Source organism: Micromonospora ferruginea (assembly GCF_013694245.2).
In the GTDB taxonomy this organism is placed as follows: Bacteria; Actinomycetota; Actinomycetes; order Mycobacteriales; family Micromonosporaceae; genus Micromonospora; species Micromonospora robiginosa.
Genome location: NZ_CP059322.2, coordinates 4,859,435 through 4,872,445 on the forward strand (window position 1 = coordinate 4,859,435; position 13,011 = coordinate 4,872,445).

Annotated in this window: 10 protein-coding genes; 1 reads left to right on the plus strand and 9 read right to left on the minus strand. The window is 73.9% G+C overall.

The features are described 5' to 3' along the window. Window positions 1-44: 44 nt before the first annotated feature. The gene (locus H1D33_RS21255; RefSeq protein WP_181571481.1) at window positions 45-980 is read right to left on the minus strand and encodes an ion transporter; all 936 of its coding nucleotides are present in this window, start codon (window positions 978-980) and stop codon (window positions 45-47) included. 175 nt (window positions 981-1,155) lie between these two features. On the opposite strand from H1D33_RS21255, the gene H1D33_RS21260 reads away from it, so the two are divergent. Then, the gene (locus tag H1D33_RS21260) at window positions 1,156-2,343 is read left to right on the plus strand and encodes an MFS transporter (protein WP_181571480.1); all 1,188 of its coding nucleotides are present in this window, start codon (window positions 1,156-1,158) and stop codon (window positions 2,341-2,343) included. Here the strand turns inward: H1D33_RS21260 and H1D33_RS21265 are convergent. From H1D33_RS21265 to H1D33_RS21300, 8 genes are all read right to left on the minus strand, one after another. Beyond that, window positions 2,321-3,439: a magnesium and cobalt transport protein CorA gene (locus H1D33_RS21265; protein WP_181571479.1), complete on the minus strand. Its 1,119-nt coding sequence runs from the start codon at window positions 3,437-3,439 to the stop codon at window positions 2,321-2,323. The two genes, H1D33_RS21260 and H1D33_RS21265, sit on opposite strands and share 23 nt — an antisense overlap. 58 nt (window positions 3,440-3,497) lie before the next feature. After that, window positions 3,498-4,178: a response regulator gene (locus H1D33_RS21270; protein WP_181571478.1), complete on the minus strand. Its 681-nt coding sequence runs from the start codon at window positions 4,176-4,178 to the stop codon at window positions 3,498-3,500. Further along, window positions 4,175-6,721: a sensor histidine kinase gene (locus H1D33_RS21275; protein WP_181571477.1), complete on the minus strand. Its 2,547-nt coding sequence runs from the start codon at window positions 6,719-6,721 to the stop codon at window positions 4,175-4,177. The genes H1D33_RS21270 and H1D33_RS21275 overlap by 4 nt, the downstream gene beginning before the upstream one ends. Window positions 6,722-6,804: 83 nt before the next feature. Then, window positions 6,805-7,686, minus strand: coding sequence for a potassium-transporting ATPase subunit C (locus tag H1D33_RS21280; protein ID WP_181571476.1), 882 nt, complete (start codon window positions 7,684-7,686; stop codon window positions 6,805-6,807). Next, complete coding sequence (gene kdpB / locus H1D33_RS21285) at window positions 7,686-9,848, minus strand: potassium-transporting ATPase subunit KdpB (protein WP_181571475.1); 2,163 nt, start codon at window positions 9,846-9,848, stop codon at window positions 7,686-7,688. The genes H1D33_RS21280 and kdpB overlap by 1 nt, the downstream gene beginning before the upstream one ends. A 20-nt stretch (window positions 9,849-9,868) precedes the next feature. Beyond that, window positions 9,869-11,524, minus strand: coding sequence for a potassium-transporting ATPase subunit KdpA (kdpA, locus tag H1D33_RS21290; protein ID WP_181571474.1), 1,656 nt, complete (start codon window positions 11,522-11,524; stop codon window positions 9,869-9,871). Further along, the gene (gene kdpF / locus H1D33_RS21295) at window positions 11,524-11,613 is read right to left on the minus strand and encodes a K(+)-transporting ATPase subunit F (protein WP_036343797.1); all 90 of its coding nucleotides are present in this window, start codon (window positions 11,611-11,613) and stop codon (window positions 11,524-11,526) included. Before kdpF ends, kdpA begins: the two co-directional genes overlap by 1 nt. A 217-nt stretch (window positions 11,614-11,830) precedes the next feature. After that, on the minus strand, window positions 11,831-12,979 hold the full coding sequence (locus tag H1D33_RS21300; RefSeq protein ID WP_181571473.1) for an FUSC family protein: 1,149 nt from the start codon (window positions 12,977-12,979) through the stop codon (window positions 11,831-11,833). Window positions 12,980-13,011 lie beyond the last annotated feature (32 nt).

Sequence of the window (13,011 nt, forward strand, 5' to 3'; positions counted from 1 at the left end):
TCCGCCCGCCACCCAAACGCGAGGCGCGTTTCTTCACGCAACTGTCATGGCCGCCGCCGGCCGCCGCCGGGCGCGTCCTCCCGGTCGATACGCAGTTCCCGCTCCAGCTCGGCGACGACCGTACGCAGGTCGTCCAGGCGCTGGCTGATCGCGATCCGGTCCACCTCGTCCGGCACCCCGTCGCCGTCGGAGTCGTAGTCCGGGGACAACCCCTCGGTCATCTCCAGCCGGCGCGCCTCCTCCATCGAGTTGACGATGACCGCGATGAGGATGTTCAGCAGCAGGTTGACCGCGATCATCACGAAGCTGACGTAGTAGAGCAGCGTCCAGGACGACACCTCGAGGCCCTGCTCCAGCAGGTCGGGCAGCGTCTCCAGGGAGAGCAGCACGAACAGCGTCACCAGTGAGCGGCCGATGTCGCCGTACTGCTCCGGGTAGCGGTCGCCGAAGATGAGCCAGCCGGCCATGCCGTAGACGTAGAGGGTGACGCCGGCCAGCGCGAGGAACGCGGCCACGCCGGGCAGGCTGCGCCACAGCGCCGTGACGATGGTGCGCAGGCCGGGCGAGAAGCGGACCAGCCGCAGCACCCGGGCGACCCGGACGAACCGCAGCACGGCCGAGTCGCCGTGCAGCCCCGGCACGAAGATCGCCACGGTCACCAGCAGGTCGAACACGTTCCAGCCGTGCCGGAGGAAGTCCTGCGGGCGGCGGCCGTACGCCAGCACCCGGATGGTGATCTCCACGACGAAGACCACCCGGAACATCCACTCGGTCCCGCGCAGCACCGACGCCGTGGTGCCGGTGTGCGGGTACGTCTCGATGCCCAGCACCGCGCCGTTGGCCATGATCAGCACGACGATCGCGACCTCGAACGGTCGGGACGCGACGAGCCGGGCGCACCGGCCCGCCAGTCCCCGCTGCGCGCCGCCGCGACGGCGGTCCCCCCGCTGGGCCGGCACCTCAGCTCGCCGGTCAACCATCCCGACACCCTATGGGTTACCGTCGGCTGGTGATTCCGGCGACCGCGTACGCGCACTGGATCACGCCTGCGCTCCCGCTCTACGGCGACGACCACGAGCGGGCCGACTTCGCTCCCTGAGGCGCACTCCGTGCCACGCCTCTCACCCGACGTCTCACCTCCGGGAGCGACCCCCCATGTCCGTCGACAGCTCGATCCGGGCGGTGCTGCGTGCGCCGCAGGTCGCCTGGGTGCTCCTGGGCAGCCAGATCGGCCGGCTGCCCACCGCCAGCGGCCCGCTGGCGCTGCTGCTCTTCGCCCGCCAGTCGCTCAGCCTGGCCGCCGCCGGCCTGCTGGTCGCCGCGTACACCGCCGGGATGGCGCTCGGCACGCCGCTGCTGGCCCGGGCGGTGGACCGCTGGCGGCAGCCGCCGGTGCTCTGGGCCGCGGCGGTCGTCTCCGGCCTCGGCTTCGGCGCGGTGGCGCTCACCGGCGGGCACCTGGCCGGCGCGGTCACCGGCGCGGCGGTCGCCGGGTTCGGCACCCCGCCGCTGGAGGCGTGCCTGCGCACGCTCTGGCCGGACCTGCTGCCGCCGGGCACGGTGCCCACCGCGTACACGCTGGACATCGCACTGCAAGAAGTGATCTTCGTGGCGGGGCCGCTGGTCACCCTGCTCGCGGTGACCGTCGGCGGGCCGTCCGCGGGGCTGCTCGCCGCCGCCGTGGCGCAGCTCGCCGGTACCGCGCTGTACGCGCTCAGCCCGGCCGCCCGGGCCTGGCGCGGGGTGGCCGCGGTGCGGCACTGGGCCGGGCCGCTGCGGGTACGCCGGTTCGCGGTGATGATGCTCGGCGTGGTCGGCGTCGGCGCGGCGGTCGGCAGCATCGCGGTGGCGGTGACCGGTTACGCCGAGTCGGCCGGCGACCGGCGGCTCAGCGGCTGGCTGCTGGCCGCGCAGGCGGCCGGCGCGCTGGTCGGCGGCCTGGCCTGGACCCGGGTCCGGCCGGGCGGCCCCGGCCGGCTGCCGGTGCTGGCCGCCGCGCTCACCGCCGGTTTCCTGCCGCTGCTGCTGGCGCCCGGGCCGGTGCCGATGGCCGGCCTGCTCGCGGTGAGCGGGCTGGCGCTGCCGCCGGTGCTGACCGCCGTCTTCCTCACCGCCGAGCGGCTGGCCGAGCCGGGGACGGTGGCCGAGGCGTTCGCCTGGGTCAGCACCGCGTTCGTGGTGGGCAGCGCCGCCGGTTCCGCGCTCGCCGGGGTGTCGGCCGGCATCCGGTACGGCCTGCTGGTCGCCCCCGCCGCCGCGCTGCTCGGCACCGTGGTGCTGTGGGCGGTGGTCCGGCCGGGCCGCACCCGGGCACCCGGGCTCACAGCCAGCCGCGGCGCTTGAACAGCAGGTAGAGCGCGCCGCAGACGGCGAGCATCAGCGCGACCGCGAACAGGTAGCCGTAGCGCCAGCCCAGCTCCGGCATGTGGGTGAAGTTCATCCCGTAGACGGTGCCGATCAGGGTGGGCGCGAACAGGATCGCCGCCCACGCGGAGACGCGCTTGACCTCCTCGTTCTGCTCGAAGCTGGCCGCGGTGAGGCTGCGCATCTCCTCGTTCTGCACCTGCGAGACCAGGGTGGCGTTGACGGTCAGGATGCTCTGCAGCAGGTGCCGGAACCCGTCCACCCGCTCCACCACCTGGGTGAGGTGGTCGGCCACGTCCCGCAGCCGGCGGCGCAGTTCCTCGTCGGTGCGGTAGCGGTCGAAGCCGTCGGAGAGCGCCTCGACGACCTTCAGCAGCGGTCGCGCCGCCCGCTGGAACTGGATCACCTCACGGCTCAGCTCGTAGATGCGCCGGCTGGCGTTCGGGTCGCCGCCGAACACCTCGGTCTCGATCTCGTCGATGTCGTTCTCCAGGCCGGCGACCACCGGGGCGTAGCCGTCGACCACGCGGTCGAGCACCGCGTACAGGACCGCCTCGGGGCCGAGCGCGAGCACGCCCGGCTCGGCCTCCAGCCGGCGCCGCACCGCGGCCAGGTCGGGCGTGCCGCCGTGCCGGACCGTGATCACGAACCCGGGGCCGAGGAAGAGGTGCAGCTCGGCGAACTCGACCGCGTCCCGCGCGTCGAGGTAGCGGGCGGCGCGCAGCACCACGAACAGGGTGTCGTCGTACCGTTCCAGCTTCGGGCGCTGGTGGGCGTTGATCGCGTCCTCGACGGCCAGTTCGGGGAGCTGGAACTCGGCGGCCAGCGAGGCGATCTGCTCCCGGCTGGGCCGGCGCAGCCCGATCCAGGCCATGGCGTCGTCGAGCTGTTGCAGGCAGCGGAACGTGTCGGCCAGGCCGATCGGCGACGCCCGTCGTACGCCGTCGACGTAGACGCCGCTGTCGACCACGCCGGCGGGTCGTTCCGGCTCCGCCGCGCCGGCGTCCACGGCGTGCTCGTCCAGCCGCCGGCCGAAGCCCTCCGGCGGCGGTGCCGCGAACCGGTCGTCCGCCATGCCCCTCCCCCGCTGCCCGGCCGGCTCGCCGAGTCCCCCGCCGGGGTCGGCGCAAACGTCAGGGGCGGTAGCGGTAGCCCATGCCGGGCTCGGTGATCAGGTGCCGGGGTCGGGCCGGGTCGTCCTCCAGCCTGCGCCGGAGCTGGGCCATGTACTGCCGCAGGTAGTTGGTCTCCTGCTCGTATCCCGGCCCCCACACGTCGTGCAGCAGTTGCCGCTGGCTGACCAGCTTGCCGGGGTTGCGCAGCAGTTTCTCCAGCATGGCCCACTGGGTGGGGGTGAGCTTGACCTCCGTGCCGTCGTCCCGGGTGACGGTCCGGTCGGCCAGGTCGACGGTGTTGCGGCCGATCCGCAGCGCGGGGACGGCGGGCGTGGCCGGGGCGAGCCGGCGGGTCACCGCGCGGATGCGGGCGAGCAGCTCGTCCACCCCGAACGGCTTGGTCACGTAGTCGTCGGCGCCGGCGTCCAGGGCGGCGACCTTGTCCTCGCTGCCGGCCCGGCCGGAGAGCACGATGATCGGCACGGTGGTCCAGCCGCGCAGCCCCCGGATGACCTCGGTGCCGTCCAGGTCGGGCAGGCCGAGGTCGAGCACCACCAGGTCCGGCGGGTGGCCGGCGGCGGCCTTCAGCGCGCCCGCGCCGCTGTCGGCGACCTCGACGTCGTAGCCCCGGGCGCGCAGGTTGATCCGCAGGGCGCGCAGGATCTGCGGCTCGTCGTCGACGACCAGGATGCGGGTCATTCCTGCGGCCCTCCGGTGTCGGTGGCGGCCGGCAGCCGCAGCACCATGGTGAGACCGCCGCCGGGCGTGGTCTCCGGGGTGATGCTGCCACCCATCGCCTCGGCCAGCCCGCGCGACAGTGCCAGCCCGAGCCCCACTCCGGTCTGGTTGTCCCGGTCGCCGAGCCGCTGGAACGGCAGGAACACGTGTTCCCACTGGTCCTCCGGGATGCCCGGACCGATGTCGATCACTCGTAGCTCGACCTGGCCGCCGTGCGCGCTGCCGGTGATCGTCGGCGGCCGGCCGGGCGGGCTGTGCCGCAGCGCGTTGGCGACGATGTTGACCAGCACCCGCTCCAGCAGGCCGGGGTCGGCCAGCGCCGCCGGCAGGTCCGGCGCGATGTCCGTGGTCACCTCGGCCGCCGCGTCGCCCAGCTCGTCCAGGGCCCGGGGTACGGCGTCCTCCAGCCCGATCGCGGTCGCGGTGACGCCCAGCGCGCCGGCCTGCAGGCGGCTCATGTCCAGCAGGTTCGCCACCAGCCGGCCCAGGCGGTCCAGCGACTCGTCGGCGGTGGCCAGCAACTCGTCGGAGTCGTCGGCGTCGAACTCGACATCATGGCTGCGCAGGCTGCTCACCGCGGCCTTGGCCGACGCCAGCGGCGTCCGCAGGTCGTGGCTGACGGCGGCGAGCAGCGCGGTGCGCATCCGGTCGGCGGCGGCGAGCGGGCGGGCGGTGGCGGCCTCCTCGGCCAGCCGCTCCTGGCGCAGCGCGACGGCGGCCTGGGCGGCGAACGCCTCGACCACCCGACGGTCGGCGGCCTCCAGCCGGCGGCCGGCGAGCACCACGCTGAGCCGGTCGTCGACCGGCACCACGGTCTCCCCCGCGCTGGGGCTGCCGGGCGGCCGGTCGCCGACGCCGGCCACCACCCGCCAGGCGGTCTCCTCGGCGGACCGGCCCGGCCGCCCCTCCGCCTCGGCGGCCAGCTCCAGCACGCTGACCGCGCGCAGCCCGAAGGTCTCCCGGAGCCGGTCCAGCAGCGCCGGCAGCGGACGCGCGCCGCGCAGCACGCTGCCGGCCACGGTGGCCAGCGTCTGCGCGTCGGCGGACGCGCGCGCCGCCTCCCGGGTGCGCCGGGCCGCCACGTCGACCACGCCGCTCACCGCGACCGCCACGCCGACGAACACGCCGAGCGCGAGCAGGTTGTCCGCCTCGGCGATGGTCAGCGTCCGGAACGGCGGGGTGAAGTACCAGTTGAGCAGCAGCGAACCGCCGAGCGCGGCGACCAGCGCCGGCCACAGCCCGCCGACCAGCGCCACCCCGACCACGCCGGCGAGGAAGAGCAGGATGTCGTTGGTCAGGGTGAGGTCGGGCAGCGTCCGCAGCAGCAGCGTGAGCAGCGGCATGCCGAGCAGGGCGAGCGCGTACCCGAGCAGCCGGCGCCGGCGGGACAGCGCGGCCGGCACCGCCGCGCCCCGGCGCCCGCGTCCCGCTTGCGGGTGGGTGACCAGGTGCACGTCGATCGGGCCGGAGAGCGCGGTGGTGGTCACCCCGACGCCCCGGGCGAAGATCTGCGCGAACCGGCCCCGGCGGCTGGCGCCGAGCACGAGTTGGGTGGCGTTGACGCCGCGGGCGAAGTCGAGCAGCGCGGCCGGGATGTCGGTGCCGAGGACCTGGTGGTACGTGCCGCCGAGGCTCTCCACCAGCACCCGCTGGCGGGCGAGCTGGGCCGGGTCGGCGCCGGCCAGGCCGTCGCTGCGGGCCACGTACACGGCGAGCAGGTCGGCGCCCTTGCTGCGGGCGGCGATCCGGGCCGCCCGGCGGATCAGCGTCTCGCCCTCGGGGCCGCCGGTGAGCGCGACGACGACCCGTTCCCGCGCCTCCCAGGTGTCCGAGATGCCCTGCTGGGCCCGGTACGCGTCGAGCTGCTCGTCGACCTTGTCGGCGAGCCAGAGCAGCGCCAGTTCGCGCAGCGCGGTGAGGTTGCCGACCCGGAAGTAGTTGCCGAGCGCGGCGTCGATCCGGTCCGGCCGGTAGATGTTGCCGTGCGCCATCCGGCGGCGCAGCGCCTCCGGCGTCATGTCCACCAGTTCGACCTGCTCGGCGGCGCGGACCACCTGGTCCGGCACGGTCTCCCGCTGGGTGGCGCCGGTGATCTGCGCGACCACGTCGTTGAGCGACTCCAGGTGCTGCACGTTGACCGTGGAGAGCACGCTGATCCCGGCGTCGAGCAGCTCCTGGACGTCCCGCCAGCGCTTGTCGTGCCGGGAGCCGGGGACGTTGGTGTGGGCCAGCTCGTCGACCACCACCACCTCGGGCCGGCGGGCCAGCACCGCGTCCAGGTCCATCTCGGTGAGGTCGACGCCCCGGTAGGTGATCGTGCGCCGGGGCACCTGCTCCAGATCGCCGATCATGGCCGCGGTGTGCCGGCGGCCGTGCGTCTCGACCAGCCCGACGACCACGTCGGTGCCGCGCTCGGCGCGGCGTCGGGCCTCTTCGAGCATGGCGTACGTCTTGCCGACGCCGGGGGCCGCGCCCAGGTAGATCCGCAGCTCGCCTCTGCCCACACCTCATCCTCTCAAGGAACAAGGAGGGGGCCCCGCTTAACGCATCCGGTATAGGCGGGGCCCCTTCTTAACACCCGCCGGCGTCAGCGCGCCGGGAACTCCCGGTCCAGCGCCACGTTCAGCTCCAGCACGTTCACCGCCGGCTCACCCATGAAGCCGAGCGCCCGCCCAGCGGTGTGCGCGGCGACCAGCCGGCGGATCGCCGCCGGGTCCGCCCCGCGCTCCCGCGCCACCCGGGCCACCTGGATCTCCGCGTACGCCGGGGAGATGTGCGGGTCGAGGCCGCTGCCGCTGGCGGTGACCGCGTCCGCCGGCACGGCCGGCTCCGCCGGCGCGTCCCCCCGGACCGGGACGATCAGCCCGCCGGCGGCCACGTAGTCCTCGGCCGGCTCGGCCGGCTCGACCGGCACGCCCTGCCACGAGCTGACGAACGGCGTCGCCGGGGCGACCTGGTTGACGCTGACCACCCGGGTGATCCGGCCGGTGAGACCGTCGGCGCGGAACACGGCCAGCACCGCGCCGACCCCGTCCGGCGTGCAGTAGGGCCGCCGCCCGTCCACGCCGTCCCGCTCGCCGACCGCCCGGCTGCGCGCGCAGACCTGGGTGAGCAGGCTCGACGTGGAGTCGGCGGGGTCGGCGGCGAGCGTGTCCACCACGCTCTCCGGGCCGAGGTTGCTCGCCGCGGTGGCGGTCGGGTCGTAGCCGTCGCCGGCGGCGGACGGGCGGGACTGGAAGTAACGCGGGACGGGGTTGCCGTCCGCGTCGGTGAACGACTGCCCGATCAGCGAGCTGCCGACGGTCCGGCCGCCGGCGGTGACCAGCGAGCCGTCCGCCCGGCCGTCGAGGCCGGGGAGCCGGCCGACGGCGACCAGGGCGAGCGGGTACGCCAGCCCGAGCAGCACGGTGAACACGAGCACGGCGCGCAGGGCGGCCAGGTGCTGGGAGAGCCAACTGGGAAGGCGCATCACGAGATCCCCGGAATGAACTGGACGAGCAGGTCGATGAGCTTGATGCCGACGAACGGCACCACGATGCCGCCGAGGCCGTAGAGCCACAGGTTGCGGCTGAGCAGCTTCGAGGCGCTGGCCGGGCGGTAGCGCACGCCGCGCAGGGCCAGCGGGATGAGCGCGACGATGACGATCGCGTTGAACACGACCGCGGCGAGGATCGCCGACTCGGGGCTGGCCAGCCGCATGACGTTGAGCCGGTCCAGCGACGGGTAGATGCCGGCGAACATGGCCGGGATGATCGCGAAGTACTTCGCGATGTCGTTGGCGATCGAGAAGGTCGTCAGGGCCCCGCGGGTGATCAGGAGCTGCTTGCCGATCTCCACGATCTCGATCAGCTTGGTCGGGTCGGAGTCGAGGTCGACCATGTTGCCGGCCTCCTTCGCGGCCGACGTGCCGGTGTTCATGGCCACGCCGACGTCCGCCTGGGCCAGCGCGGGCGCGTCATTGGTGCCGTCGCCGGTCATCGCGACCAGCCGGCCGCCCTCCTGCTCCTTCTTGATCAGGGCGAGCTTGTCCTCCGGCGTGGCCTCGGCGAGGAAGTCGTCCACGCCGGCCTCGTCCGCGATGGCCTTCGCGGTGAGCGGGTTGTCCCCGGTGATCATCACGGTCCGGATGCCCATCCGGCGCATCTCGTCGAAGCGCTCGCGCATGCCGGCCTTGACCACGTCCTTGAGGTGGATGACGCCCAGCGCCCGGGCCGGCTCGCCGGCGGGGTGCTCGGCGACCACCAGCGGCGTGCCGCCGGTGCCGCTGATCGCGTCGACCAGCTCACCGACCTGCTCGGTCGGGTGGCCGCCGTGCTCGCGTACCCACTTCATCACGGCGGCGGCGGCGCCCTTGCGGATCCGCCGGACGCCGCCGTCGGCGGCGGCGAGGTCGACGCCGCTCATCCGGGTCTGCGCGGTGAACGGTACGAAGGTGGCGTGCGGGACAAGGCCGGGCTCACGCTCGCGCAGCCCGTACTCGTTCTTGGCCAGCACCACCACCGAGCGCCCCTCGGGCGTCTCGTCGGCCAGGCTGGCGAGCTGGGCCGCGTTCGCGACGGTGGCCGCGTCCACGCCGGCCACCGGCAGGAACTCGGCGGCCTGCCGATTGCCCAGGGTGATCGTGCCGGTCTTGTCCAGCAGCAGCGTGTTGACGTCGCCGGCCGCCTCGACCGCCCGGCCGCTCATGGCCAGCACGTTGCGCTGGACGAGGCGGTCCATGCCGGCGATGCCGATCGCGGAGAGCAGCGCGCCGATGGTGGTCGGGATCAGGCAGACCAGCAGCGAGACCAGCACGACGCCGGTGACGCCGGAGTCGGTGATCGCCTGCGTGTCCGGCGCGGCGGCCTGCCAGCCCTTGGCGAAGATCGCCATCGGCTGGAGCGTGACCACCGCGAGCAGGAAGATGACCGTGAGCGCGGCCAGCAGGATGTTGAGCGCGATCTCGTTCGGCGTCTTCTGCCGGTCGGCGCCCTCGACCAGCGCGATCATCCGGTCGATGAAGCTCTCGCCCGGCTTCTGCGTGATCCGGACGACGATCCGGTCGGAGAGCACCCGGGTCCCGCCGGTGACCGCGCTGCGGTCGCCGCCGGACTCCCGGATGACCGGGGCGGACTCGCCGGTGATGGCGGACTCGTCGACGCTGGCGATGCCCTCGACGACGTCGCCGTCACCGGGGATGATCTGCCCGGCCTCGACCAGCACGACGTCGCCCTGCCGCAGTTGCGGCGCGGGCACCGCCTCGTCGCGGTAGGCGTTGGCCGCCGCGCCCGGCGTCCAGCCGAGCAGGCGGGTGGCGATGGTGTCCTGCTTGGCCCGCCGCAGCGTGGCGGCCTGTGCCTTGCCGCGCCCCTCGGCGACCGCCTCGGCCAGGTTGGCGAAGACCACGGTCAGCCACAGCCAGACCGTGATCGCCCAGGCGAAGACGGACGGGTCGGCCACCGCCAGGACGGTGGTGAACAGCGCGCCGATCTCCACGATCAGCATCACCGGGTTGCGCCACAGCGTGCGCGGGTCCAGCTTGCGCAGCGCGTCGGGCAGCGACGCGACCAGTTGGCGCGGGTCGAGCAGCCCGCCGCCGACCCGGCCGCCGGGGGCCGCCGGCGCTCCGGCGGGGTGCAGAGGTGCCGTCATGTCCTTGTCTCTCATGGTGGTCACAGCCCTTCGGCCAGCGGGCCGAGCGCGAGGGCGGGCAGGAAGGTGAGCGCGACGAGGACCACCGTGACGCCGACGACCATGCCGACGAAGAGCGGCCGGTGGGTCGGCAGGGTGCCCTCGGACGCGGGCGTGGGTTGCTGGCGGGCCAGCGAGCCGGCCAGCGCGAGCACGAAGATGATCGGCAGGAACCGGCCGAGCAGCATGCACAGCCCCAGGGCGATGTTCCACCAGGGCGTGTTCACGGTGATGCCGGCGAACGCCGAACCGTTGTTGTTGCTCGCCGAGGTGAACGCGTAGAGCACCTCGGAGAGCCCGTGCGGGCCGACGTTGAGCGCGGTCGAGGCGTTGCCGGTGGCGAACGCGGCGGCGGTGCCGGTGAGCACCAGCGCGGGCGTGACCAGAAAGTACGCCGAGGCGAACTTGATCTCGCGCGACCCGATCTTCTTACCCAGGTACTCCGGCGTGCGGCCGACCATCAGGCCGGCGACGAAGACCGTGATCACGGCGAGGATCAGCAGCCCGTACAGGCCGGCGCCGACGCCGCCCGGCGCGACCTCGCCGAGCATCATGTTGCCCAGCGTCATCATCCCGCCCAGCGCGGTGTACGAGTCGTGGAACGAGTTGACCGCGCCGGTCGAGGTGAGCGTGGTGGCCGCCGCGAAGGTGGCCGAGTTCGACACGTCGAACCGCACCTCCTTGCCCTCCAGCGCCGCGCCGACGGCCTGCGGCACCGTGCCGTGCCCGGCCAGCTCGAAGACGTTGGTCAGGGTGATGCTGGCCAGCGCGAGGATCGCCATCACGGCGGTGATCGCGTGGCCCTGCCGGTTCTGCCCGACCATCCGGCCGAAGACCCGGGGCAGGCTGAACGGGATCACCAGGATCAGGAAGATCTCCAGCCAGTTCGTCCAGGCGGTCGGGTTCTCGAACGGGTGGGCGCTGTTGGCGTTGTAGAAGCCGCCGCCGTTCGTGCCCAGCTCCTTGATCACCTCCTGGCCGGCCACCGGTCCGCCGGTGATCGTCTGGCCGCCGCCGGTCAGGGTGGTCACGTCGGTGCCGCCGGACAGGTTCTGCACCACCCCGCCGAGCATCAGGACGAACGCGCCGAGCACCGCGATCGGCAGCAGGATCCGCAGCGTGACGCGGACCAGGTCGACCCAGAAGTTGCCCAGCTCGCCGGTGCGGCTGCGGGCGAAGCCGCGCACCAGGGCCACCGCGACGGCGATGCCGACCGCGGCGGAGACGAAGTTCTGCACCGCCAGGCCGGCCATCTGCACCAGGTGGCCCATGGTCGACTCACCCGAGTACCACTGCCAGTTCGTGTTGGTCACGAACGACACGGCCGTGTTCCACGCGCCGTGCGGCACCACCGGGTCGCGGCCCAGCGAGAGCCACAGGTGGTTCTGCAGGCGCTGCAACGCGTAGAGGAACAGCAGCGAGACGGCCGAGAAGGCGAGCACGCTGCGGACGTACGCGCCCCAGGTCTGCTCGGCGGCCGGGTTGACCCCGACCAGTCGGTATACGCCCCGCTCGACGCGGGCGGACCGGGTGCCGGTGACGACGCGGTACATGTGGTCGCCGAACGGCCGGTGGACGGCCGCCAGCGCCACCACCAGCGACAGCACGAACAGCACCCCGGCTGTGGTCGCGCTCATCAGAAGCGCTCCGGGAACAGCAGGGCGACGACCAGGAACACGCCCAGCCCGATCGCCAGCACCAGGCCGACGGCGTTGACGGCGCTCACAGCTTCTCCACACCCCTCACCACGAGGGCGAGAGCCGCGAACAGCCCCACCGTCAGCATCACGAACAGCACGTCAGACACGGCTGACCTCTCCTAGCGGAAATATGTCCCCGCGACCGCCTTCCGGTCGCGCCGGGCAATCACAACGCCAGGTCGGGCCCACCGACAGGGGCTATAACGCGACCATCACGCCGGGCCGCGGTTTCTTGACGCGCCTTTCACGCCGAGGGGTCGAGCGGGCCGAAGGCCGAGCGGACCAACCGGTTCGCCTCGTCCTGGTCCACGTCGGTGGCGACCAGCAGGTCGCTGGCCGTGGTGCGCACCTGGGCCACCACGACCGCGCCGGAGAAGTCCACCCCGGCCCGGTAGGCGTGGCCGGCCTCGGCGACGGCCCGCAGGGCGGCCTCGCGGCAGTGCTTGGGCTCGGCCGCGCCGCGGGCGAACTCCCTGCGCAGCTTCCGGGCCGCCTCGGCCAGCGCCGACACCGCGGCCGGCATGGCGTCCGGCACCCGCTCCCCGTCGGCGAGCAGGGTGACCGCCCGCCGGATCAGCGTGCCGCTGTTGCGCATCGCCCGGTCCACCGGCTCCACGGACCTGGCGTACCGGCCGAGCGGCCCCTCCCGGGCGGTCCAGTAGACCGGGGAGAGCGTGGCGGCCTCCCGGGCACCCTGCGCCGCCTCGCCGAACGCGCCCATCTCCGCCTTGTTGTCGCGCAGCCGGTCGCGGGCCACCCGGGCCGCCTCGGCGTCCCGCTCGCGCAGCGCCTCGGCGGTGCGGTCCAACTGCTCGGCGAGCAGGTCCAGCGCCGGACCGGCCGCCCGGTTGACGATCCGCAGCGGATTCAGCGGCAGCAGCACGGCGGTGACCAGCAGCGCGGCCCCGCCGCCGACCAGCGCGTCCAGCACCCGGGGCACCTCGAGGTTCGGCACCGACGGCGTCAGCGTGCCGATCAGCACGGCCGTCGCGCCGGCCTGCACCACGAGCGCCGGACTGCGGCCGACGGCCGCCGCCACCACGACCGCCAGCGTCACGATCAGACCGAGCTGCCAGGCACCGGCCCCGACCAGGCGGATCAGCAGGTCGCCGATCAGGATGCCCACCGCCACCCCGATGATCAGTTCCACCGTACGGCGCAGGCGTTGGCCCACCGAGGCGGCGAGCGCCACCACCGCCGAGATGGGCGCGAAGACCGGTTGGGCGATGTCCAACAATGAGTCCGCGACCCACCACGACAGGCCCGCGGCGAGTCCCGCCTGGGCGGCCAGCCCGGCGCCCGCACGGGCCCGCCGGAACCGGTCGGCCAGCAGTGCCGGCGCGGCACGCCATCGGTCGGCGAAGCCCCGTCCGCCCGTCCCCGCACCGGCCACGGCCGCGCGTACCCGCTTCCCGGCGGGTCAAT